We start from the raw sequence: 23,796 nt of genomic DNA on the forward strand, positions 1-23,796 counted from the left end.
TTCATATGACCCTTTCATCCATTTGTTATTGATTTTCAATATCCTTTTTATCATTTTTTTCTTTTTCGTATGACTTTATTATCTCTACATATTCTTGAACTACATATATGGGAAGTCCTGTAAAAAATGCCATGTTCCACTCATCGTATCCAGCTGCATAGAGCTTTTCTATACGTGTTCCATCTTTGATGTATCGATCTACTGACTCTGGAGTATGATCTATTAAACGTGCATTTTCTGAAGTAGGAATCTTTTTCTTGTAATTATGGAATGCTAATCTTTTATGAGTTAAGGATTTTCCCATGTCCATTTCGGTACCTGCTCTTGGAATTACCTTTTTTGTCCTTTTCTCATAACTTGTCACGTGATTGGAAATCATGGTACAAGACAACCTGAACAATATTGCAATATCCGTTTCTGTAAGCACACCTCCCTGCTCTTTGGTTTCATTGCATAATCTAACTATTAGTTTTTCTATCAATTCGTTTTTCTTTACCTTCGTGATTCTGTCCTCAATATCTTCAGGATTTATTAAGGTTAATGTAACGGGAATAAGCTGCATCTCACTCAACTTTTTACTCTTGGAATATTTCTGGCCTGCTTTTAACACAAGCCATCTCATTTGACCTGGTCGAACAAACTCCTCCCTCAGGTAATATTGATTATTCAACTCAACAATCTTTTTAGTGAACAATTTGACAACATCAGGACCACCAATGTATCCAAACTCTGATGTTATGAGGTTGAACAAACTTGTTTCATAGGTTTTTGATGCCGAAGGGCCATACATTTTTCTATACCAGTCCTCTTTCACATTCTCATCCCCGAATTTTTTTTGAAACTCATTGGTGAATCATAAACAGTTATATTATCTATTAGCTCTTCTACTCTTTGTTTATTGTCCCCATCCTTGTATTTTATGAAAAGTTCTTGGTACTCTTTTACCAAACGTTCTGAGATTCCAACAATTAATCTGATATTGTCTATTGACTCACCTTTCTGTGTGAGAATAGAGACACGAGAAAAGTCTTTGATGTAACGTTCTATGCTTTGTAACGAATGTCTAGTTGATCTCTGAATCTCAGTAGTTGTGTATCCTTTCAGATATAACTCTACAATTTTTGATTTATGTGATGAAGGACCAATGTCTTTTACGATACCTCTTAGGGGTACATAAAGCCCTTTTTCTCTGAAGTACTTTAGGTCTCTTTTTATAGTGCTGTAACTGCTTTTGAGGAGTTTTACAAGATCTTTTATCGTTAAAAGAGCATTCTGGTCTCTGGCTTCTTGAGTAATCCTTAGCAATATATGTTGTCTGTATGCTGATAAACCAAATTTTTCATAGACATCCATATCCTCAGGAAGGTCTAATGTCAGGATAACCTCTACATGCTTTGAATCAAGAATCGGTTTGCCAGGACCTTCTTCATCAGATATAGCAAGATAAAGAATTTGGCCACAGCAAACCTCAGAATTATCGCTTTGAAAGAAATCTTTACTCAGATCAACTATTGCGTCTGCAATTATCGGAGCAAAATTGAATCCGCTAATTAAACGAAGACGAAACATTTGTTCCTTTGTCATCCCACTCTTTAGAATATATATATCGTTCATATGAACCGCCAATTGTAAACTTAGGTCGTGGTGTCATATGAACCAATAGGAGTTTGACAGTTACCACTAATTGATACTTTATTTTTCCCTTCTTTTTTGTCTCAGGTAGACTTGACAATTATTTAAATTTTATATAAATTTATTACATATTCTATGTAATTCCATTCCTTTTTGCTACTATCAAGCTATTGATCCGATCAAAATTCGCAAAAATATAGTTTTTGACACCATTTATCTTGAACTTGATTGTAAGTGTCAAATTCTTCAAGCTTTTTTTAATGAATTTTGTAGACGTGTGTTTTATCTCCTCAAATTCATGTCGCATCAGCGATATGAATAATTGAGCGATAAATCCAAGGATAATAGCTCCATAAATGCTATCCTCCGACCATACCCTTAACGGCTTAATCTGGATTTCATTTTTCAACGAATGGAATATTTTCTCAATAGAATCCTTTTTTCTGTATGTTATCAATGCATTCTCAAGTGTCAAATTCCTGTTCGATTTCAGACAAAAAAATCCTTCTCTTCCGTTAATCAGTGAAGCTTTCAGGAGTTCTATAGCTTCCTCATCACTAAGCTCTTCGAGCTTAGTTTTAAAAGAGTAATCAATCTCAATCAACTCATTATTTATTCTGAATTTCTTAGGAAGCTTTTTCTTGTTTACTACAGCCTTCTGAATCTCTTTTGCTTCCTTTAATTTCTTCATAACAGCTCTTGCTTTTGCTTCTAACTGTCTTTTCTGTAAAGATTCAGAGAAATAGAAGTATTTAATGCTGCTAGGCTTGACGATTTTTATCCCATATATACCTTTTTCGGAATCTATCAATTCTGCTTTTTCCAGATAAAAGTTCTCTATTATTTTATCGTCACTTGTATTCAGTTTCATGGCAGTGAGATATTCCATCTCAGCATCCTGTATACTCTTGAGATTATCAGTGGTATTGGCTCCTTTATCAAAAATAATAAGAGAACCTTTCTTAAGTCTATTTTTTACCTGGTTATATGTGTCAGAGAAATGCTCCAGATCAAGAACGTTTCCTCGATTCACTGTAACTCCAATGGGAATGTTAATGGGGTTAGCTAATTCACTAATTCCAACGGTTATCTGTAGCTTATCAGGTCTGTAATCTCTGCTATACCCGTATTTACCAAGTTTGGATTTAGTTCCGAAAAGAACTATACTCGTCCAATCCAGGTTTATATCTGTCTCTTCAAAATCGTATACAGAAAACAGAGAATCCAGAATATCAGAGAGAATTTCCTCTCTGTTACGTCCTAAAAGTTCAAGAGTTCTGTAAAGAACTCTTTCATGAAACTGTTCAAGATTTAAGATATCGAGAATCTCTTTCTGATTTAACCATTTGCCAGCTTCTTTGATACTGAAATTCTCAGTTAATTTGTAGCTTAACAAACCGATTATTAAACTATTGAGATCAAGACCTTTGCTTTTATGTTTACTAAAAATATCACAGAAATTAAGCTTTTCATAAAAGAGTTGAACGGCAAGAATCGATCCGATAGGAACACATATATTCTTGTTAGGTATTGTAGGGAAGGCTCTCTGTTTTGTGATGTTCATTGTACCGAATAACACAAAACAGAGAGCACTTATTTTTATATAACTGTCAAAGTCAGGATATAAAGGTGTCGAAAAGCCCCCGTTATGAGGAAATAAAAATTAGCGAAGTACTGAATTTGTCACTATTCTCTCATTCAATATAGATTAAATTTTAGTCTATTGCCTTATTGGGGAAATAAATGGTATTTTTGTACATCTGCGGGAAGTAGGATAGAGAAATGATTCGATACATATCAAAGGTTTAGAGGAGAGCTTGAATCATTCGAAGAATTCTTATTGTGGTATAACAAGAAGCCTTATGGAGCTTTGAAACTTGAACAGTTATCTCCATAGGATGAATTCTGGAATGGATTAGCATTTGGGGCAAAATTCAGAATAGGAATGAGATCGTTTGGGTGGTGAAAAGATGGGCAAATGGAAAAAAGTTTCAAAGAGAAATTATTTCAGGACAAAATACCTCATTTTTTTTGGAATAACCTTTTTAAGTAACATTATATCTTCTGAATTTATCCATCCTGTAATGTAGAGTATTCCAATGAAAGTTAACACTGATACCAAGGTTAAAGGAATAATATCCACATAATTTTTCGAAATTATTATGAAAGCAGATACTATGCAGACACTAATTGAAGGATGGATAATTTCTTTAAATAAGCCAATACGAATAATATTTTTATTAATCCAATATATTCCATAAATCATTACAATGAATTCAGTAAAAAACGTTGCAATGCTAGCTCCTATATAACTGTAAGATGGAATTAAAAGTAGGTTGAGTCCTATATTTAATATAGCTGCGATGAAAGATATCTTTGCCATAATTTTTTGGTTCCCACTTGCGATGTATGTAGAGCTCAGAAGTTGATTTACGAACATGACCGAGGTAGCCCATATCAGTACTTGTAATGCGATAACTGAACCATAGTACTCTGATCCATATATCTCTAATATTATTTTCTCAGATAAAAAAGTGATATTAGTTCCGATTAATAAACCTAATGCAAACAGTATTTTGAACGATTTTGTATAAATATATCCGAAAGCTTTGTTTCCGTCTTTAAAATATTTTGACATAATTGGATATATAGAAACCATAAGAATAGAAGGAATAAAAGTTAAAGCCTCAGTCAAGCGATAGGCAGCACTATAAAGTCCTACTTCAGTATCATTTGTTAAAAATGAAAGCATGACCATATCTATCCTAAAATATATCATAATGAATGCGGTAGAGACTGCTACAGGTAATGCTTCTAATACAATTTTTTTTACTAAATTATATTCTATTTTAAAGTTAGGTGTTACGAAACGTTTAGAAAATACAGTCATCAAAATATAATATATAATATCTGCTATTACAGCTACGCTTATAAATACGTTTAAATCTGGATTAAACCGAATTAGATATAAAACTGATACAAGGAAAAATACTCTGCTAGTTATACTAAATAGTATAGAATAGTCCATTCTTAATTTTACTTCATATACTACACTAAATCCACTAAGACTTATTGCTAATAACCCAAGAGCTGCGATATATACGGCGTTTTTTGTGGAGGTGGAATAGTTTGTAATGCTTATAGCTAGACAACATAATAAAAAGGCAAGTATTGATAAAACTGATTTAACTATTGTGGCATTTCCTATGAGCTTATCCATTATTCTTTCATCTTTTGCTGCCTCACGCACCAATATTTGATGTATTCCCAAATCTGGGATGAAACTAAAAAAATATGTATATGCAAAAGCAAAAGAGTATTTCCCAAAATCACTTGGACCAAGATAACGTGCGATATATAAAAATATAAAGAAGCTAATTGTTTTAGTCAATACTCTACTGATAAGTAGAGAACCTAAGTTTTTCGCAATCTTCTTAGCTGTAGACATAATAATCTCTCAAAAAACTATAAAGAAAGAGAGTAATTCAACTATCTTCCATAAAATATATCTCCATTCATACTTTTTTACTATTTATTCTCTATTTCTTCACTCAATTTGTCTCTTAAATTTTATTACTACGGGAGCGCAGAGGGTCACGAATACCCCTTTCTTTAGGTAGGGGATGAAGTGAACCCTCGCCTCTTCGTATTTCTCTTTAAATATCTAGACCATAGTTTCCTTGTATAGAGATAGTAATCGGCAGAAAACCAAGGCCAAAATTTCAATCACTTATGTTAAGGAAACCTTGTTAAAGGGTACTTAATCATCTGTCTCCAAGTAATCGGGCGGGCGGCCCGAAGCATACCCCATCTTTAGGGTGGGGTGGCCGCCCGCAATTTGATTTATAGAGTCACAGAGTTACAGCATGGCTATATTTTGTAATGACTTGTGATCTTTTAAATTGGTCTTATGGAAAATTCCATCTACTAGAAAATTAAGATATAGAATTTTCAGTTTATTTCAATATCCAATCAGCTTGTTACAAGGTAAACTAATATAATTCCAACAATTATAATTCCAATTAATCACATGCATATTCTATGGATTTGATAAGTGTTTCAGCAAAAGCGCTGTAGTCATTTTTTTTCTCAAAAACTTTTCTCGAATTCTCACCCATAGTTTTCATTTTTTCTGGATTGGACAATATCTTTTTCATAAATTCGTATAGTTCATCTTTATTTTTTTCTTCAACAATGTACCCATTATAACTATTTATGATCATGTCGGCACTAGCTCCAACGGCATTTGTAGCAATAATAGGCTTACTAAAGGCCATCGCCTCATTTATAACCAAACCCCATGGTTCATATGAGTGTTCAAGAAATATAGATGGCATAACAAAAACGTCACATACATTATAATAAGATGCCTTTTCGTTTTCTTCTATTTGCCCTGTAAATAATATATTATTTATCTTTAGATCACTGGCGATTTTTTCACATACACTCTTATCTGGTCCATCTCCAGCTATGAGCAAAAAAGCATTTTCATTTTCTTCGTCAATTTTTTTAAACACTTCTAACAGCCATCTCAACCCTTTTCTCTCAATAATCCTCCCTAAATATAAGATTACTTGTTTATTGTTTAGTTTTAATTTAGACCGTAAATCGAAGACAGACTGTTTGCTATAATCAACAGCACATTGTGGATGCATAAAAACTTTATCTTTATCTACACCAATATTTGTATAATAGTTATATGCGTTTGTTCCCATTGCAAAAATTGAATTTGAATTTTTTGATATATGTCTAGTAAATTTATTTAGATATTGCCTGGTGAAAGATGTATCTTCCCAATACCAAAATTCAGTCATAAAAACAAATTTTTTTCGACGTATTTTTGCTATTGTCCAGCAAATATACCAACTTGTAGAAGTTAGAATAACGTCATATTTCCCATATAAAAGCTCTCTTACTAATCTCAAGTACATACCAATATCTCTCTGACCAATCTCAAAATCACTTTTTAGAACCTTACTATTCCATTCTTCTGGTATTTTCTGTTGTTTTTCATTTACATTATCTTGGCCCCTTCCTTGTTTTGTAAATAGAAAGGTTGTATCATAATTTTGATTTAGTCTTTTGAAAAGTTCGGCTCTATAATCCATATGTGCAGGATGGACAACAACTAATTTCATAATTCCACCAACAAATCTAATTAGACACGTCAAAGTCGCTTATTATTAATCTCAATATGTGATTTTATGTATTCATTTGACATAACCCCACGTATGAACTTTTAATGATTTTTTGAAATTACAACATCTGTAATTGCATTTATATAATTTAATGAATTCACTAAATTCGAAACGTTTGGTTAAATATGTTTACTATAAAATCATATTGGACTAAAAAATCACAAGCATTTTATTTTAATATGTATACAGGGCAATTCTCGTATGCTAAAGTTTGAGGACTGCCAAAGAAAAACTGTCACATTTTAATGATACATTATAACTTCAATATTTTCTAAAGAAACTTGATTTACTCTGTAATCCTATTATTTGTATTGAGTTTTAATGGTTTTTGAATACATATAAGTCAAGAAATGAATTAATAATTTTATATCTTTATAGTTTGATCTGAGTTCTTTTATGTTATTGCTATGTATTTAAAAATTAATCTTCTTTCTTAGCAATTATCATTCATTTGGATAAATATTTTACATTCATTCTTGAATCAGTAAATTTAATTGATCCATATTCTCATTCTTCCACTCTTATATATTGAACTTTTATTTTGGGATACTGACATGAATAATGCATTAGTTTCATGTATGTCTTCAAAAAAATATGAAATATTGTTTTCAGTTATAAATGTCTGAGTTTTTTTGTTAGTAATTGGATATTGAGATGTCCAATTATACAATCCTGATGTAGTCGTCCCACTTTTTAAAATATAAGGATTATCTATATAAAATTCCTTGGAGAATATCGAATTCTTTGTTATGTAGTCTTCATTCAAAACTATGAATCCATTAACATAGTTATTTATATCATCCAAATATATTGCTGGCTGTCCCCCATAAGATGCAAATAATCGATTACATTCCAAACTGTTTGATACCGCTTTTTTGTCCCACTCTATACTCTCTGCTATCCATTCTCCTGTTTTATATGTCTCTTCTTTCATATACCATTCAGAATAACCCCTGCCTATACCTAGACGATAATGGGCAAAAAATGTTGAAAAAGCTACATTTAATATTAAGAAGATTATTACGGTAATAACTACAATTTTGCTATTAAATTTATAATTTTTACTTAAGTTGTAAAGTCCCACAGATCCTAATAGCGTAATGAAAATATACGTTGTAATGTAACCGTATGTTTGATCTAATGAAAATATCAATGTAGGCAGTAAGCAAATTAAAAGTATCCACTCTTCCATTGACTTACATTTTTTAAGAGAGATATATGTAAAACCGCTTACTGCAAACGGCAAGACTAATCCTGCATTTCTTCCTGTAATTATTGCAATATTCTTTATCCATGTATATCTTGACTCTGAAGTTATTAAACCCAATTTAGTCCCAAATAATAACATAAAAATTACAAGAAGAAAATATGTTGCAATATATATATAATTTGAGTTAAGGTTCTCCAAATTGGTTCCTCGAATATATCTCGAAATTTGAGTTCTTTTATGAAATTTGTAAATTAACGCGGAAACAATTATTAGAAACGAATAAAACAACCCTAGATATACATAGTGATGATTTGCAAATAAAAAGAATATTGTCATAATGAAAAGAAACAGAAATTTAATTTTGAATTTTATTATCTGAAATAGAAAATATAATAAAAACAGAAAAAACACTAACATTTGGGCACGTGTGGTAATTTCCCAGGTTGTAAGGTTTAAAGTACCAGCAGATAAAGAAAATATGGCTGCAAATAGGAATCGATGAAGGAAATTATCATAGAGGACTATTGCTAATGAATAAGATGCAAATATACTAAACAGACCCAGAATTATACAAAACAGTAATATTACTATTTCCATCCTTATGCCTGTCAATTGTGACATGCCTGAAAGTGTAAATGGAACTGCGCTGGCATAAGAATAAGGATACAGCCCGAAGACAGACATCCAGTTAATCCACCACTGTGCAACCCCAAAATTTGAAACGGAGTTTGCAAGTGAGTGTATAAAGAAGGAATCATAACCTTTCTCATGAGGTATGCTGGGAATTCTCATTACGATGTTCAATATTACCAATAATCCCGTTAGTAAAATCTTGGTTCTTCTGCTCGGATTGTACTGAACATCAGAGTTTGAGCTTAAATTTTCTTGCATAATATCTCCCAATCTCAAGATGTTTTTTTCGATAGTACTGCCTGACTTCCGGGATTTCTATTTTCTTTCGGATTTTTACGACTCCATTTATATATCCTGCTATATACGCAATTCCTATATAGAAAGGGTTTGTTAAGCTATATTTTACAAATTTAAATATGGCATATAATGGGTGATAGTCCCTGTAATAATCGGATTCCCCTTTAGTCCTGTATCCTATCCATAAACCTTCAGCACTGCCGGTTCTGCGTGTTTGGATTCCGACAATATCTTCAAACTTTTTTGTGTTCCAGCCACGTAAAACGGCAAGGACGTTTGATACGGAATCTGGTGAATAGCTTATGGGGAAGCCTCCTGTTTCTATAAAACATTCCCGCCTCCAGACCCTCAGGCCTCCGATTGGAAGGTTATCTCTGCCTTTCTCGGTAACGAGGTTATTTGCTTCAAAGTATGCTGTGCTCCCGCTGGCAACACCCAGATGGGAATCTTGTTCAAATCTATCCATAATCTTTTCGAAAAAGTTTTTTTCTAAAACCATATCACCATCAATAAGGCCGATATATTCAAAGGGAATTTTTTCAGCAGAACTTATGTCCAGACATAAAGATAATCCATCTCTTACTACTTTTGCATAATGGAAGCTAAGATCTCGTTTAGTTCCTTCTGATGTAAATATATGAATCCAGTTATGTTTTGTTTCAAGATCCCTTAAAATTTCAACAGAATTATCAGTGCTGTTATCGTTTACAATGAGCCAGAGGTTTGGAGTTATCGTCTGGTTAATTATGGATTCTGCAAGCTCCGGGAGAGTTCTTTCTTCATTTTTGCATGGAGTCATCAAAATATAACAAGGTTCTACGGCCATCTATTTCCCCCTATTTCATTCCAACTAATAAAAATCTGTTGAAATTGAATCATTATTTACTATTTATAGTTTATATGAAGATTCGATCTCATTGACCATAAATTCCACAACATCTATTTTTTCTCTTAATAGCTTCTCTCTTTTCTCTTTAGAATTCTTTAGCAGAAAATTGTCTGATAGAAGCGATTTCGCCTTTTCAAGGGCTTCTTCTCTATTCTGGATAGTAAATGCTAATCCGTAGGTCTCCAACTCATCGAGATACCCTCTATGGGTATTTGAAACGTATATCGCCGGGACTCCAAGTATGGCTGCTTCCGAAGCCATTGTTGCACCTTCTCCAATGCAAATTTTTGAATAGTAAAGTAAATCATGAAGGTCGCCTGGCTTAAATATAAGCTCATAATCAGAGATGGTTTTCCATTGTTTTGTCTCTGAAGAGATAATCACCCGGCCATATTTTTCAAGTTCCCGAATAAAGTCGATTAGCTCTTCTTCAGCACTGAAAGTAAATCCTCTGGCTCCTATGTCGTGGTGGGATGCAAGTGCAGATAAGCGAAGTATAATATAGCCTTCATCCAGATTATATTTTTTAAGTACATCCATTTTTGGTGTAAAATATCTCGGGTGCAGATATGCAAGTTCATAGTATCCATTGAACCTCACCTGTTTGGGCCCAAGGTCTAGATAGAAGCTGGATGAAGTGTATATTTTATCCGTAAAAGGAAATGTCAATTTTATTACAAGCCCGGCAATTTCAGTATCAGAAAAAGCAATATGTGGTTTTCCAAGTAACCGACTTACATGAGCCGAATAAGGAGATCCTGGACTAACAAAGATATCTGGCTGGAATTTTTTAGAGATATTATAAAGATGTATATCATTTGTAATAATGCCAAAGGCTTTGCCTGCCATTTGCTTATAGTATCTGCAAACCTCATACTCAAATCCATATTCTTCGAGCACTCTTTTTGTATTCTCTTTGGCTCTTGCCACTATCTTGATTTCGTGACCCCTCTCTTGAAGTTTCCAGATCACGTTTTTAAAGACATTTACGTCTTTTGGGTGTCCGATATCAAATAGTATATTCACGGCATCTCAACCTTTTTTATTATTTTAGCAGGCACCCCTGCAACGATATGATAGGGATCTACATTCTTTGTGACGACCGATCCGGCTCCGACTACAGCTCCTCTACCAATTGTAATATCAGGCATAATTATGGACCCAGCGCCAAGCCACGCGTCATCTTCTATTAAAATCCGGCCTCTCTGAATTTTTACGTAAGGTCTTATACGAGAATTATTTGGGTCTGAAGATGTGAGCAGAGTAACATTTGGCCCAATTGCTACACGATTCCCAATGATCAGGTTATCTTTATCTTCTAATTTCTCGGCAACTGTCAAACCTTCTGCTATATATGTGTGCCTTCCAATCTTATATCCGCAATTTCTATACATAAATATCCGGAGGCTGCAACAGGGCAGATTTTTAGCAAAATACTTCAGCATCTTTTTTTTAAATATTCTTAGATTTTTCATATCTGCCTCAAAGTACTTTGCTTCCTATTATTAGACAAGTTGCAAACCTTACTATGTCGATTTTCACAGCACTCTTGCAAGATTCAATTTCTTATAAGCCTTAAATCCCAGATTCAAAAGCTCTTTCTTACTACGGTCATGGATTTTTTCATATCTTCCAAAATTCACTTCTTCTCCACCAAACCTCTTCTTAAACTCCCTTACCCCATATGGCTTGTCCGGATGTCCGGCTCCTCCGAAATCAAACACTTTTTCTTTACCTGCATATTCCGAGAGCATGTGCCAGACAACTGCTTCGTTTACATAATTTATTTCCTGTTTCGAGCCTGCATACCAGTCGTGCACCAGACCCTTATATTTCAGGACTACTCTTGAGCCGACAACTTCACCTTCAAGGATTGCGAGGTAGAAATCGATATTTCCGGAATCTGAAAGCCGGTCATATGCGCTTTCGAGGAGAGAGATATCTGCAAGTGGGAGCCTTACGTTTTTGTAGGTTTCCTCAATTATTTTATAGCAGTCTTTTATCTCGTCCCGATTTTTGATTTTTCTAACCTCAATTCCGACTTTTTCGGCTCTATTTATTCCTTTCCTGCGGGGTTTGTGGATATCTCCCCAGATTTCTTTTTCAGGGCGGTCGAGGTTTATCAGGTAATTCAGGTGAGGTTCGTACTCGTATCCCAGGGAGTTCAGGTTTTTTTTCGAGTTTTCGGTGTCCCACAGGTTGCGGACCTGAGTGTAGATTGCTCTATTGTTCAGAAACTTCTCATAGTAATTGAGTAATTTTTCAAGGGCTTCAAACCCTCTTTTGTCTTCAACAAAAAGGGGACCACCGTTGATAATTGATCTTGAAGACATTGAGCCAACCAGGCCAGGGGCATCTTTTATAATAACTGCCTGCAGGACTGCAAGTATCTCTCCGGTTCCCTGTTCAACTGCAGCAAGCGAGAGTGGTTCATAATTTTTTGTTGACCTGTATACATCTGCCATTGCACAGGTCTGGAAAATATTCCCTTCCGGGTGGCTGGAAACAAAATTCTCCCATTTCTCCCGGTCAATTGACTCTGTAACTTCAATCACTTTAAAGCCCCGCATTTACAGTATCTTTTTTTCGGGTCCTGCTCCTGTACCACACAATCCCTGCCTTCCCGACATTCTTCACGTTCTGGAACAGCAGTTCTTTTGTCCAGCCGGCAAGGTCTTCGCACCATCTGTTTGGGTGTACGAGCAGGCAGATCTGAGAAATTTTTTCGGTTTGAATCAGGTGGATTACATCATCAGTAGAAGAAATTGACCTCAGGTCCGATTTTTCATTTGCTCCGGGGTTATCAATCGTATCCTTGACTCTGATCTTCAAATCAGCCCAGGTCCTCCCGGTATCTGTAAGGTAAAAGACTTTATTGTAGTCAATTGAGAGGTATGGTTCCCCGATAAGCCCGAAATCCCTAAAATCATATTTCTTCCACAGGTCCCGGTTTGACCACGGCTTGAGAGGGTTTCCGTGCATGCATACCGTGTTTATTTCGGTAACTTTTTCAGCAGCTTTTCTGAGGTCTTCAAGTTCTTTTTTAAAGATTTCAATTGCCCTGTCCATATCCCCGTTTGCTTTATCCATAACCTCATAATGAAAGCCGATCTCGTGGCCCATTCTTGCCATCTGGCGTATGATCTCGGGTTTAAATGTCTCTTCGATATGGCGGAAATAATATGTCGATTTTATTCCGTATCTGTGCTCAAGTTTTGCCATAGCGAGGTTCCTGTTAACTGCACGGTCCACGTCGTGCCTGAGGATTATGCAGTTTTCGGGTTCGTTTTTAAGAAAATCGTGTACTGTGCAGGTAGAATAGTTTGTTTTTTTAATTGCCTGCAACAAATTTTCATACTTTGTTAAGGTAAAATCTCTCACTGTTGGCACCATGTTTTTAACCTGAACTTTGAATCTTTCCATCTTTAAGTTACTTAAGATTAAGGATCCACAAATGTAAATCGATTTTTTGATTTCCACGTTTTTTGCGATTCCAGATGATCATTTAGAAGGCTTTCTTTCTGATTTACTTCTTTTCAGCTTAAAATGTTATGCTTTTATATATATTTCTTACTATTCTGTACTTTATACAATAAGTTCTCTTAGAGATACCAATTAATTTTAGAAATATTTTTAAACGAATTGCTTAATTATGTACTTATGTGAAGGGCGGGTACGATGGAAGATGAAAACAAAAACTTGGTTTTAATTTTATTGGTTCTGGCCTTGTTTACAGGAATGGCAGTTGAGGTCAGTGAAGGGTCTACTACAGTTGGAGTTGTCCTGTTTCTAGCCTCTATACTTTTGCTAACAAGAATAAATTTCAACCATCTGGGCGATTCAGGCCTGTTAAAAAAATCGAAAACTTATTTTGTTATAGGCATTTTCATCGTTTTAGCCGATCTTTATTACAACATCAAAGAAGGTGGGGAACTTGGGACTCTGGACTTTATGACATTATTCTTTGGAATATCTTTAATCGGAACGCAGCTTCAAAACCCTCAGGTTGAGCGCATTTCCAGGTTCGGGCTATACATTTCATCTGTTTTTGTTGCTCTATATCTTATTTTCTATACTATGTTTGCTTTCCTTAACATTGATTTCCTGCACAAGTTTGATCATTACATGATACTTCTTCCGACTGTAAAGATTATCGGCTTAATAGGAATTCCTCTTGAGGTAATCACTACGGAAACTGTCAGAATCAGCGGCGTGGAGGAAATGGTTATAGTTATCGGGGGACCCTGCTCAGGCCTGTATTCTATGTTCCTTCTGATCGGAATCGTTTTTGGATACAGCCGAATTGAAAAAATGGATTTTAACAGAACCTTTATGATGCTCGGATTCTGTGTGGCAGTCGCTTACATCTCAAATTTATTCAGGGTAATTGTCCTTTATTTAACTGCTTATTACTATCCTAAGTTTGACAGCATCCACTAATTGATACTTTATTTTTCCCTTCTTTTTTGTCCCAATTTGACTTGACAATTCGTTCAATTTTATAAAAATTTCTTACATATTCTATGTAATTCCATTCCATTTTGCTACTATCAAGCTATTGATCCTGTCAAAATTCGCAAAAATATAGTTTTTGACGCCATTTATCCTGAACTTGATTGTAAGTGTCAAATTCTTCAAGCTTTTTTTAATGAATTTTGTAGAGGTGTGTTTTAGCTCTTCAAATTCATATCGCATCAGCGATATGAATAATTGAGCGATAAATCCAAGGATAATAGCTCCATAAACGCTATCCTCTGACCAAACTCTTAACGGCTTAATCTGGATTTCATTTTTCAACGAATGGAATATTTTCTCAATAGAATCCTTTTTTCTGTATGTTACTAACGCATCTTCAAGTGTCAAATCCCTGTTTGATTTCAGACAAAAAAATCCTTCTCTTCCATTAATCAGTGAAGCTCTAAGGAGTTCTACAGCTTCCTCGTCACTAAGCTCTTCGAGCTTAGTTCTAAAAGAGTAATCAATCTCAATCAATTCATTATTTATTCTGAATTTCTTAGGAAGCTTTTTCTTGTTTACTACAGCTTTCTGAATCTCTTTTGCTTCCTTTAACTTCCTCATAACAGCTCTTGCTTTTGCCTCTAACTGTCTTTTCTGTAAAGATTCAGAGAAATATAAGTATTTGATGCTGCTAGGCTTGACGATTTTTATCCCATATATACCTTTTTCGGAATCTATTAGTTCTGCTTTTTCCAGATAAAAGTTCTCTATTATTTTATCGTCACTTGTATTCAGTTTCATGGCAGTGAGATATTCCATCTCAGCATCCTGTATACTCTTGAGATTATCAGTGGTATTAGCTCCTTTATCAAAAATAATAAGAGAACCTTTTTTAAGTTTACTTTTTACCTGGTTATATGTGTCAGAGAAATGCTCCAGATCAAGAACGTTTCCTCTATTCACTGTAACTCCAATAGGAATGTTAATGGGATTAGCTAATTCACTAATTCCAACGGTTATCTGTAGCTTATCAGGTCTGTAATCTCTGCTATACCCGTATTTACCAAGTTTGGATTTAGTTCCGAAAAGAACTATACTCGTCCAATCCAGGTTTATATCTGTCTCTTCAAAATCGTATACAGAAAACAGAGAATCCAGAATATCAGAGAGAATTTCCTCTCTGTTACGTCCTAAAAGTTCAAGAGTTCTGTAAAGAACTCTTTCATGAAACTGTTCAAGATTTAAGATATCGAGAATCTCTTTCTGATTTAACCATTTGCCAGCTTCTTTGATACTGAAATTCTCAGTTAATTTATAGCTTAACAAACCGATTATTAAACTATTGAGGTCAAGACCTTTGCTTTTATGCTTGCTAAAAATGTCACAGAAATTAAGCTTTTCATAAAAGAGTTGGACGGCAAGAATCGGTCCGATAGGAACACATATATTCTTGTTAGGAATTGTAGGGAAGGCTCTATGTTTTGTGATGTTCATTTTACCAAACAACACAAAACAAAGAGCACTTATTTTTATATTACTGTCAAAGTCAGGTTACTATGGGCAGGAAACGATGATGCTAGTACACACACATATAGGCTGGATTATTTTTGCAGGTGTTGCAGCAGGTATAATGTACTTTATAGAACTGAAGAGATGAAGTGTAAATTAAAATAGTGGTAAATTAATTTGAAAAGCTTTATTTATCTCTTTACCTTTTAAGGATTCTCAGTTTTCGTAAAGCCTTATTTGCTTTTCTTATTTTTCTTCTTCTCTATGTTTTCTTTTTTTCTTCTTTTTCTTTCAGTCAATTTCTTAGGATAGATATTTGTACAGGTGAGCGGAAGCACAGTTTTATTCTCTTCTCATTAGATGCTTGAAAGCCTGTACAGAGTTCAAAATAATTCTTTTGCGAATTAGAGAAGGACCTTTAAAATAAGTCTTCCTTCTGGAGAGTTTCGCAGTAGCTCCGATAAGCAGTACGACTGCGCATGTGTATATTGCAGCAATTCCTCCGTTTACAAGGAAATTGAAATCTTTGATTGCAAAAGTGACTCCCACGATAATTACAAACAGGAAAGCCATATAAGATACAAAGCTTATACCAAGTGAAAGCCTCCAGTTTTTCACATCAAAAAAGCCTGGGACCCTTGAGCGGTTATTGCTGATATTCTCGTTTTTCGAGTAAGTTGTATGGCTCAGGATGCGTGAGACTCTGTTTCCGGTTTCGGGGTGAGTGTCGAACAGGGATATGAATATAGACAGGTATCCTCTCACCTGCTGGGTGTGCGTGCTGAAAAGGTGGAAATGGCCCGGGTTAAACCTGGTGGATACAGGCTGGAGGGGGATGTAGTTTTCAAGGTACTCTATCGTCTTTGCCAGGACCTGGGGGTTTTTTGTTAATTTCACTGCTATTTCATCGGCTTCGAGTTCTCTTCTAGCCGGGTTTGTGAAGTGTATGAGAAGTGCTGCAGGCGGAGCGGCAATAGCAGTTCCTATATATCTGAAGAATCTGGGTGCAGGGTCCTCGGGCTGTCCGAAACCGGAGAGCATGGAGCACCACATTGCAAAGTTAGGAAATGACATTATTGTGCCTGCAAGAAATGCTATAAACGTATTTTTGCCCACATCCCCATTTTGTATGTGTCCGATCTCATGCGCCATCAGGGCTTCCAGTTCCAGTTCTCCAAACATCTCCAGCATGGATGTCGAAATAGCGATTGAAGATTTGCCTGTGTTGCCGACTGTAAACATTGAGGGAATTCTGGACTCAAAGCTGTATATTTCGGGGGGGTTGACTTTTGCTCTGGAAGAAAGGTCCTCAAGGAGTGAGTAAAGAAGAGGTTTTTCGCTCTTCTGGACCTTCTGTGCTCCATACCATCTGAGGATCCATTTGCTGCCTGAGAAATATATGTAAGCATACAGCAGGAACCCTGAAATTGCAATTATTGCAACAATCAAAATAATTTCTATTGCAACCCCGCCTGATAGGGCTGAAGAAAAATTAAAAGATTCAGGCATTTCGGATCCGGTCATTTATATGTCCCCCTGTTTTTTGTTTTTTAACGCAGATTTTTTAAACTTAAATTTGTTTTTTAATGCAGATTTTTTAAACTTAAATTTGTTTTTTAAACGTAGATTTTTTAAACGTAGATTTTTCATCTGTTATTTGAATTACTTATACCAAAAATATTGATGAAATAATAAAAAGCTTAACTTTTTAAAGGGGCTTTCTCTGTGTATGTCTGTCTTCTTAATAATGTAATTGTAGGCAGTAATTCTCAAGAAAGTAAATACTTTTCGAATAGAAATCTCCGGATGAAGGCTCGATACACTTCAGGTTACTTAATAATTACATTTACTTCTCCGTATCTCTATCCTCGCAAATATTTATTCACTCTGATCATCCGGGTTTTTATACTTTGTCAGACTACAGGCTACAGGTTTTTGCTCCCGTGCTATAAAATCTGGGAAAATGTATTTTTAATATTGGGAAAATATTATATCTTTTGTTGAATTACTTCATAGTAGAATGCCACACTTAAAAAAATGTGTTTTTGTAGACGATTTGCTTGCAGTTACTATTCTTTCATGTCTGGGAGCTATTTTTGTACTTGTTCCCCCATTCAATGAAACATTTCTTAGAATTCCTGTAGCGCTGTCCCTCTTTTTTTTCGTTCCAGGTTATGCTTTTATATCCGCACTCTTTCCTGGTAATAAAGAAATCAGTGGCATAGAACGTTTTACATTAAGTGTTGGCTTCAGTCTCGTACTTACAGTTTTTGACGGCTTTTTAATAAGCCTGCTTCCCTGGGGCTATCGCCCTGCCCCGATAGTTATATCCATTCTTGGGATCACGACTTTCTTCAGTATTCTTGCAATTTTTACACGAAAATTAAAAGATGAAAGCGAGCAGTTCTCTTTTTCATTAAAAGAATTCATAAAATCCATTCAGTCGGATGAGGTTGATGAAGAGCCTGAAGAGCCCGAAGAGCCTGAAAAAATGACTTCTCCAGCCGAAGCAAGGCGTTTTCACAGGTCAAAAAGCAAAGTTAAAGCAAAGGGTTTGAAGTACCCGTCCATCAAAGAGAAAGGGGCTGATACCAGAAAAAAGTCCCTGCCTCCGGAAATTGAAAAGGCTCTCGTAATTGCTTTGATAGGCTCTATTATTATCTCAAGTGCAATGCTGGCATACGCCAAGATGACCCGGGAAAAGGAGACTTTTACCATGCTTTATCTCCTTGGTCCCGACGGAAAAGCCGAAGGTTATCCGAATGAGAGCTTCATCAATGTCCCTGTTAACGTCACAGTAGGAATTGAAAACCATGAACTTCAGAGTGTAAACTATATCCTCCAGATGAAAGTCGATGAGGAGGTAATTCAGGAGCTTAATGTTCCTTTGAAAGACGGAGAGGTATGGCAGAAGAATTTGACTTACACGCGTCATAGCCTGAAAAATGACAGGTCCAAACTCGAGTTTGCTCTTTTTAAGGAAAAGCCCGATTATTTCTCTTACAGGTCTGTCCATCTTTATTTGGATAACAATAACACCTTCTCTCATCTGGTTGATGAGAAGTACACTGATGCCTCATCGCTTCCGGTGATTAAAAATGGAGAGATGGAATCTTCAGAAATATGGAACTTCACTTCAAATACCGAGTATATAACAGGTTCTTATGTAAGTGGGTCTGGAGTAAACTCCTCCCTCGCATACAGAATAAGCAGCTCCTATAATGGAAGCCTTTTTGATCAGCCAGGGCAATCCGGTGAAATCTCTCAAAACATAACTTGTGGTGAAGACACCATGGCTGTGCTCTCGGCATACGTTATCGATAACTTCAACTTAACTTCTAAGGAAGACTCTCAGCTAAAATACGTTGCAGTTAATGGAGATACCGTGTGGACAGACGGGGTCAGCGAAGCGGAAGGGTGGCAGCACCTTGAAGTCCCGGTATCTCTTCAGGCAGGAGAGAACAACCTCTCATTCGGTTTGAGGCAGGTGCCGGGTGAAATTGTACCTGTTGACGTTTTCTGGGATAGGATTTCCTTAAAGCCTGTTTCAGAACTATCTGCTTATATTTCGGAGACCAATACTGTCGAAACCGTGCTTCCAACCTCAAGTGTGCTGGAGCTCCCGGCATTCACGGACAACAAAACCTTTACGGTTTCCTGGAACGGGACAGATGACCTTTCTGGAATTGCTTATTATTCCATAGACTCAAGCACGGACGGGGTTAACTGGGAGCCCTGGATTTCAAAGACAACAGATAACTCTTTCAGCTTTACCGGAAAGGATAACCAGACCTATTACTTCCGTTCAAGAGCTGTTGATAGGGCAGGCAATGAAGAGCCTGAGCATCCGGAACCTGATACCCGGACTCAAATTTACACCGGAGCCCCCAGGGTTATGCTAGATATTTCTCCCAATCCTTGCAAGACTGCCACAACCTTTACCGTTACCTATCCTGTGCCTCTCCAGTCTGCAGTATGCCTGGTTACTCGAGACGGCTTTGAGTCAGAAAAGATTGAACTTGAATCATCTGATGGGATTAACTGGACAGCCAATTATATTGTAAGTGCAGGAAAACACTTCTTTGTGGAAGCTGTCTGCACGGATACTTATGGGAATACAGTCTCCACTTTTGATGAGTTTCAAGTTGATACTTCAATTCCTAACTTTGAAATTGAACTCGATCCTAAAATTATAGGTGTAGGATATTTGGAAATTAACGTAACTCCTTCAACTACTTTAAAATCATTGCCCTCAGTGTATGTCTCGGGCAATCGCACGGTTAACGTCACTTACCTGTCCTACTCTGACGGGTCCTACTATTATGAAGCAAGAATACGGTCTGACTTGAATGAGGGCGATCACAAAGTCTATGTTACGGGCTATGATCTTAACTCCAAAAAAGTGGAGGGCAATACTACATTTGTAGTAGATCTCTCCATCTAAACAGCTGATTGTTTCAGATGATCGTAACTATTGTTTTTTGATTAACGAATTTTTAATAATGTGAACTAAAGGTCGATGGACATCTAGACATATACTACAAAACTTCATATCAAAACCAATTTTGTTCCTTTTCAATGATAGTCTAAAAAATAATTTTTGATCCCAAGAATGATCATTTTAAAACTTATATCCAACTCTAATCTCAGTTTGGATGAACTCACAAAAAACTTTGACTTTTTTCACTCCGTGTTTTTTTATTTCTCCTCTAATACTTGTTATGTTTTTTTTGTTTTTGTTTTTGTTTCAAGTTTATAATTTCCAGTTTTTGAAATGTTGGGCTAAACTTAGCTGTTGTTCATATCTATGTCAGCAAACTTTTGATTTTCTGTTCTATCTTATTTAATCATGATCGTTTTTAGGAAAATAAATAACACTATAAATATAGTTCTTTATATATTTTAGCACATTTGTCATATTATTATAAAATATTAGAAATGTTTACTAAAATAAAAATTGGCTTATAAAACTTATTCTACACTGGTCAACTTTTTCTAAAGGGAATAACCTGAGTTTTCAACTTTCAAATCCTTTACTACTTTTTAATTATCTTTCTTTATCTTCTTTAATTGGTTTCTAAAATCTTATTTTAAATATTTAATATGCACATCCTTATATATTTTGCAATAGATACCTGAATAGCATTATAAAATGTTTAATCTAGTAATTGGCGCGATCCATCGTCTGATTGATTGTTTCCCCTGAATATTCCCCATTCTTTTCAATTTAGTTATCAAGCTTATGTATGCATAGAGATATGGTTATACATTAAGTAATCATTAAGAGCTTAGTATGAGTTTCTGAATATTCGTGGATAACGTTAATTTTTCTAATGGATACTCGGATTAAACATTTGTATAATCTAATTTATATGTCTTTCAGAAAAATAATGAAACAAATATCTGGAAAATAGGGGTAGATTATGAAAAAAATATTTTTATTTTTTATAAGTGGATTACTCGTGTTGCTTTTTAGTGGAAGCGCAATGGCATCAGGCTATATAACTTTGGGACTTGATCCATCTGATGATGGTAATTATTATATACCCTCTGATACTGGAGCGTTGGACGTTCCTTTCACAGTTAATGGTCTTTCTGCTGGTACATATATAGTTGAGTTTACAGTATCTGGTCCGGGTCTCAGTGGAGAAGTTCAAGATTTCTCTGGTTTAACTGGGTCATCATCCGGTGGGGCCACTTGGACCTCAACTTTCACTTATAGCGGAGATAATACAGGTAATATACATCTAGTAAGAGATTCCACAGTACCTGCTGGAGAAGGAGAAGTACAAATAGTAATCAAGAAAGGAACATCAACAGCAGCTTCTAAAGGTTTTGCAGCTGCATGGTTAGATATAGGTATACCTGAGTTCCCAACTCTAGCTCTCCCAATTGCAGCAATCCTTGGATTAGTTTTCATCTTCGGGCGTAAGAAAGAAGGTCTGTGATTTCCCTCCCAGCTCTTCTTTTCTTTAATCTTTTTAATTTTTTCTTTTTTTATTTATTAAATCCATTTCTAAATCTTTCCGGAAACTCCTACTTTTTCAGTAATAACTTTAAGTAACAATTTTCAGAAACTATTTTTCCTAATGTTATTTACTCATCTAATGTCTACTATCTACAAACTTTTATTACTATTAAATGATAGGTGCGAATAAAATTATAGAAACTTAGAAATATGAGTTCATATTATTACGCTCAAAGTATTCAGATGGTTAATAATATTCTTCTGTGCCTTTAATTCCCTTTATCAGGAATAAAATATGCAGTAGCTGCCTGTAGAATGTATTATTTGAATGAAAGTTAACAGCAAGTGGGTGATGTTTATGGAGTATGTAAGAAAAATTTGTCCGATTTGTGGAAATGAGTTTATAGTCCTGAAAAAAGTGGAGGATAAGGCAATTTACTGTACGCTTGAATGCCTTTCAGCAGCTCAGGGAAGAGTAATGAGAGAAAAGGTCTTCTCCGGAGTGTCTGCGTAAATTTATTCCGCTTTATTCTAACAGAGTAATTAATTTCCTTTCTCTTTTTAATATTCTCTTTTTAATATTCTCTTTTTAATATTTTTTTCCTGTTGGTGACTTATCTTCTACTGGTTTTGCAGCTACTATCTTCAAGAACAGCAGCCAGATATTAGAGCAGATACGTTTACTCTTTTATTAATAAGATCTGACTTTTTGACAAAGTATTTTATATCATAAATGTATTAATTTTTTTACTCAGTTTTGTAAAATCTAAGGGGATAACTAATATGGTAAGTGTCGGTCAGGAACTATTGAACGTTCCTTTTGGGGAAATGATTAAAGAAATGGCCCTTGCGATTGCAGAGGGACAGATGGCTCTGGACATGAATTCCGTGCAGGTTGCCCAGGCCCTTGCAGGGACCAGGCTTGATGCCGGAAGCGTTGTAATGTACATTGAAGAGACAACGGACGCTGACGGCAACGTTACTGCGAGCGATGTTGTTACGAATGACAAGCCAATGTCGCTTCTGACTTACGGGCTTGAGCCTCGTTTTTACGAATTTACGGAATCGATTATCGAGGTTAAGATGACGATCACAATGATGAGGGAATCATCAACTGAGCTCACTTACGGCAGTGAGTTTAAGCTGACAAACGAGTCAAAGGTCAGCGGTAGCATGGAGTCCGGAGGGCTTGCAAAATTGCTCTTTGGAAAGAGCAAGGGGAGCATTGAAAATACAACAACCGTTGCTTATACTTCAACTTTTAATGCAAAATACAGTTCAAAATATTCTTTCAAGGAAGAAGGTACAAGCCTGTTGAGGACAACCCTGAGGCCTGTCCCTGCCCCTGAGAGGACAATTCCCAAAGTGACAGTCAAGGCTGCTGCCCCAGCCAGCCCGAATTAAAATTTTCCGTAAAATGTTTCTTGCTGCAGTCAGGATGTTTTAATTAATATGAGGTTCTGACTGCAGTCGCGGCATGTAAGGCTTTAAATATACTTCTTGCATGATGTCTGCACTGATGTGTTTTTTCATATTCATTCCGAAACTTATTTAAAGGAGTTGTAATTGTGGCAAACAACGGGGAAGAAATCGGAGAAATACTTATCACCCCTCTTTCCAGGCTTCTGGGGGAAGTTGGGCGTTCTGTTGCTGAGACCCAGCGGGCTCTTGACCTGAACTCCATAAAGACCCAGATAGAAATTGACGAAGAAAAAGCCCTCCGCGGATATGATATACAGGCTACATGGTATCATATCCCGGAGGTAGACCTTGAACTCAAAATGTCGCTAACTGTGAAGCTTGAAGAGGAAAGGGACTCCAGAAACCGGATCCGGGGCTACAGGCCTGTCCTCAACGCTTCTCCTCTCAATGCCTCTTATAACTCTCTTTACAGTTATGATGTTCAGGGCTCAAGCTGCATCAAAGCAAAAATAGTGTCCATACCTGCCTCTTCAAAGGTTAGGGAGGGATAATGCCCTTTTAAGGAGACGCTCTTCCGGGA

General features: G+C 35.8%; 19 protein-coding genes and 1 pseudogene. 7 read left to right on the forward strand and 13 right to left on the reverse strand.

All coding sequences use genetic code 11. From position 1 onward, the window contains the following. Positions 1-25 precede the first annotated feature (25 nt). The 3 genes from M886_RS08100 to M886_RS08110 form a co-directional block, all read right to left on the reverse strand. A complete protein-coding gene (locus M886_RS08100) occupies positions 26-814 on the reverse strand; it encodes a DUF1670 domain-containing protein (RefSeq protein WP_011032664.1) in 789 nt (262 codons plus the stop codon). Then, positions 811-1,584, reverse strand: coding sequence for a DUF1670 domain-containing protein (locus M886_RS08105; RefSeq protein WP_230628066.1), 774 nt, complete (start codon positions 1,582-1,584; stop codon positions 811-813). The genes M886_RS08100 and M886_RS08105 overlap by 4 nt, the downstream gene beginning before the upstream one ends. A gap of 181 nt (positions 1,585-1,765) precedes the next feature. Then, positions 1,766-3,196 (reverse strand): IS1634 family transposase, encoded by a 1,431-nt coding sequence (locus M886_RS08110; RefSeq protein ID WP_048051008.1) that lies wholly within the window; start codon positions 3,194-3,196, stop codon positions 1,766-1,768. A 222-nt stretch (positions 3,197-3,418) separates the two neighbouring features. Here M886_RS08110 and M886_RS17755 point away from each other — a divergent pair. Further along, positions 3,419-3,598: pseudogene (locus tag M886_RS17755) on the forward strand (IS481 family transposase); the annotation flags it as partial. Positions 3,599-3,634: 36 nt separating this feature from the next. Here the strand turns inward: M886_RS17755 and M886_RS08115 are convergent. The 8 genes from M886_RS08115 to M886_RS08150 form a co-directional block, all read right to left on the reverse strand. Beyond that, positions 3,635-5,080 carry a flippase gene (locus M886_RS08115; RefSeq protein ID WP_048051009.1) on the reverse strand — a complete coding sequence of 482 codons (1,446 nt, stop codon included), beginning with the start codon at positions 5,078-5,080 and terminating at the stop codon, positions 3,635-3,637. 574 nt (positions 5,081-5,654) lie between these two features. After that, positions 5,655-6,770: a glycosyltransferase family 4 protein gene (locus M886_RS08120; protein WP_048051010.1), complete on the reverse strand. Its 1,116-nt coding sequence runs from the start codon at positions 6,768-6,770 to the stop codon at positions 5,655-5,657. 550 nt (positions 6,771-7,320) lie between these two features. Next, the gene (locus M886_RS08125) at positions 7,321-8,931 is read right to left on the reverse strand and encodes a hypothetical protein (RefSeq protein WP_053228876.1); all 1,611 of its coding nucleotides are present in this window, start codon (positions 8,929-8,931) and stop codon (positions 7,321-7,323) included. Beyond that, the gene (locus M886_RS08130) at positions 8,903-9,796 is read right to left on the reverse strand and encodes a glycosyltransferase (protein WP_048051011.1); all 894 of its coding nucleotides are present in this window, start codon (positions 9,794-9,796) and stop codon (positions 8,903-8,905) included. The genes M886_RS08125 and M886_RS08130 overlap by 29 nt, the downstream gene beginning before the upstream one ends. Before the next feature lie 63 nt (positions 9,797-9,859). After that, positions 9,860-10,885, reverse strand: coding sequence for a DUF354 domain-containing protein (locus M886_RS08135; protein WP_048051012.1), 1,026 nt, complete (start codon positions 10,883-10,885; stop codon positions 9,860-9,862). Next, entirely contained in the window at positions 10,882-11,334 is a 453-nt protein-coding gene (locus tag M886_RS08140) for an acyltransferase (RefSeq protein ID WP_235203900.1), read from the reverse strand. Before M886_RS08140 ends, M886_RS08135 begins: the two co-directional genes overlap by 4 nt. Before the next feature lie 63 nt (positions 11,335-11,397). After that, positions 11,398-12,414, reverse strand: a complete 1,017-nt coding sequence (locus tag M886_RS08145; protein ID WP_048051677.1) for a lipid II:glycine glycyltransferase FemX — start codon at positions 12,412-12,414, stop codon at positions 11,398-11,400. 1 nt (position 12,415) lies between these two features. Then, a complete protein-coding gene (locus M886_RS08150; RefSeq protein ID WP_048051678.1) occupies positions 12,416-13,252 on the reverse strand; it encodes a hypothetical protein in 837 nt (278 codons plus the stop codon). Positions 13,253-13,537: 285 nt separating this feature from the next. Here M886_RS08150 and artC point away from each other — a divergent pair, with 285 nt between their 5' ends. Continuing rightward, positions 13,538-14,299, forward strand: coding sequence for an archaeosortase C (gene artC, locus M886_RS08155; RefSeq protein ID WP_084685058.1), 762 nt, complete (start codon positions 13,538-13,540; stop codon positions 14,297-14,299). An 81-nt stretch (positions 14,300-14,380) separates the two neighbouring features. Here the strand turns inward: artC and M886_RS08160 are convergent, their stop codons facing one another. Then, on the reverse strand, positions 14,381-15,811 hold the full coding sequence (locus M886_RS08160) for an IS1634-like element ISMma20 family transposase (RefSeq protein WP_048051013.1): 1,431 nt from the start codon (positions 15,809-15,811) through the stop codon (positions 14,381-14,383). 357 nt (positions 15,812-16,168) lie between these two features. Beyond that, positions 16,169-17,350 carry a M48 family metallopeptidase gene (locus M886_RS08165; protein ID WP_235203902.1) on the reverse strand — a complete coding sequence of 394 codons (1,182 nt, stop codon included), beginning with the start codon at positions 17,348-17,350 and terminating at the stop codon, positions 16,169-16,171. 496 nt (positions 17,351-17,846) lie between these two features. Between M886_RS08165 and M886_RS08170 the strand changes: the two genes are divergently transcribed. The 5 genes from M886_RS08170 to M886_RS08185 all read left to right on the forward strand — a co-directional run bounded on the left by M886_RS08170 (position 17,847) and on the right by M886_RS08185 (position 23,767). Next, complete coding sequence (locus M886_RS08170) at positions 17,847-20,270, forward strand: DUF1616 domain-containing protein (protein ID WP_048051014.1); 2,424 nt, start codon at positions 17,847-17,849, stop codon at positions 20,268-20,270. Between the two features lie 979 nt (positions 20,271-21,249). Next, on the forward strand, positions 21,250-21,774 hold the full coding sequence (locus M886_RS19105; RefSeq protein ID WP_053228877.1) for a PEF-CTERM sorting domain-containing protein: 525 nt from the start codon (positions 21,250-21,252) through the stop codon (positions 21,772-21,774). A gap of 348 nt (positions 21,775-22,122) precedes the next feature. Beyond that, positions 22,123-22,308: a hypothetical protein gene (locus M886_RS18275; protein ID WP_152558006.1), complete on the forward strand. Its 186-nt coding sequence runs from the start codon at positions 22,123-22,125 to the stop codon at positions 22,306-22,308. 269 nt (positions 22,309-22,577) lie between these two features. Next, the gene (locus M886_RS08180; protein ID WP_235203903.1) at positions 22,578-23,198 is read left to right on the forward strand and encodes a hypothetical protein; all 621 of its coding nucleotides are present in this window, start codon (positions 22,578-22,580) and stop codon (positions 23,196-23,198) included. A 164-nt stretch (positions 23,199-23,362) separates the two neighbouring features. Continuing rightward, a complete protein-coding gene (locus M886_RS08185; protein WP_048037809.1) occupies positions 23,363-23,767 on the forward strand; it encodes a hypothetical protein in 405 nt (134 codons plus the stop codon). Positions 23,768-23,796 lie beyond the last annotated feature (29 nt).

This window comes from Methanosarcina soligelidi (assembly GCF_000744315.1).
Taxonomy (GTDB): domain Archaea; phylum Halobacteriota; class Methanosarcinia; order Methanosarcinales; family Methanosarcinaceae; genus Methanosarcina; species Methanosarcina mazei.

Excerpts from the sequence above, each read along its gene's own strand:
- M886_RS08180 (WP_235203903.1), top strand. The coding sequence starts at position 22,578 with ATGGTAAGTGTCGGTCAGGAACTATTGAACGTTCCTTTTGGGGAAATG.
- M886_RS19105 (WP_053228877.1), top strand. The coding sequence starts at position 21,250 with ATGAAAAAAATATTTTTATTTTTTATAAGTGGATTACTCGTGTTGCTT.
- M886_RS18275 (WP_152558006.1), top strand. The coding sequence starts at position 22,123 with ATGAAAGTTAACAGCAAGTGGGTGATGTTTATGGAGTATGTAAGAAAA.
- M886_RS08160 (WP_048051013.1), bottom strand. The coding sequence starts at position 15,811 with ATGAACATCACAAAACATAGAGCCTTCCCTACAATTCCTAACAAGAAT.
- M886_RS08115 (WP_048051009.1), bottom strand. The coding sequence starts at position 5,080 with ATGTCTACAGCTAAGAAGATTGCGAAAAACTTAGGTTCTCTACTTATC.
- artC (WP_084685058.1), top strand. The coding sequence starts at position 13,538 with ATGGAAGATGAAAACAAAAACTTGGTTTTAATTTTATTGGTTCTGGCC.
- M886_RS08120 (WP_048051010.1), bottom strand. The coding sequence starts at position 6,770 with ATGAAATTAGTTGTTGTCCATCCTGCACATATGGATTATAGAGCCGAA.
- M886_RS08110 (WP_048051008.1), bottom strand. The coding sequence starts at position 3,196 with ATGAACATCACAAAACAGAGAGCCTTCCCTACAATACCTAACAAGAAT.
- M886_RS08150 (WP_048051678.1), bottom strand. The coding sequence starts at position 13,252 with ATGGTGCCAACAGTGAGAGATTTTACCTTAACAAAGTATGAAAATTTG.
- M886_RS08165 (WP_235203902.1), bottom strand. The coding sequence starts at position 17,350 with ATGACCGGATCCGAAATGCCTGAATCTTTTAATTTTTCTTCAGCCCTA.
- M886_RS08105 (WP_230628066.1), bottom strand. The coding sequence starts at position 1,584 with ATGACAAAGGAACAAATGTTTCGTCTTCGTTTAATTAGCGGATTCAAT.
- M886_RS08140 (WP_235203900.1), bottom strand. The coding sequence starts at position 11,334 with ATGAAAAATCTAAGAATATTTAAAAAAAAGATGCTGAAGTATTTTGCT.
- M886_RS08125 (WP_053228876.1), bottom strand. The coding sequence starts at position 8,931 with ATGCAAGAAAATTTAAGCTCAAACTCTGATGTTCAGTACAATCCGAGC.
- M886_RS08130 (WP_048051011.1), bottom strand. The coding sequence starts at position 9,796 with ATGGCCGTAGAACCTTGTTATATTTTGATGACTCCATGCAAAAATGAA.
- M886_RS08170 (WP_048051014.1), top strand. The coding sequence starts at position 17,847 with ATGCCACACTTAAAAAAATGTGTTTTTGTAGACGATTTGCTTGCAGTT.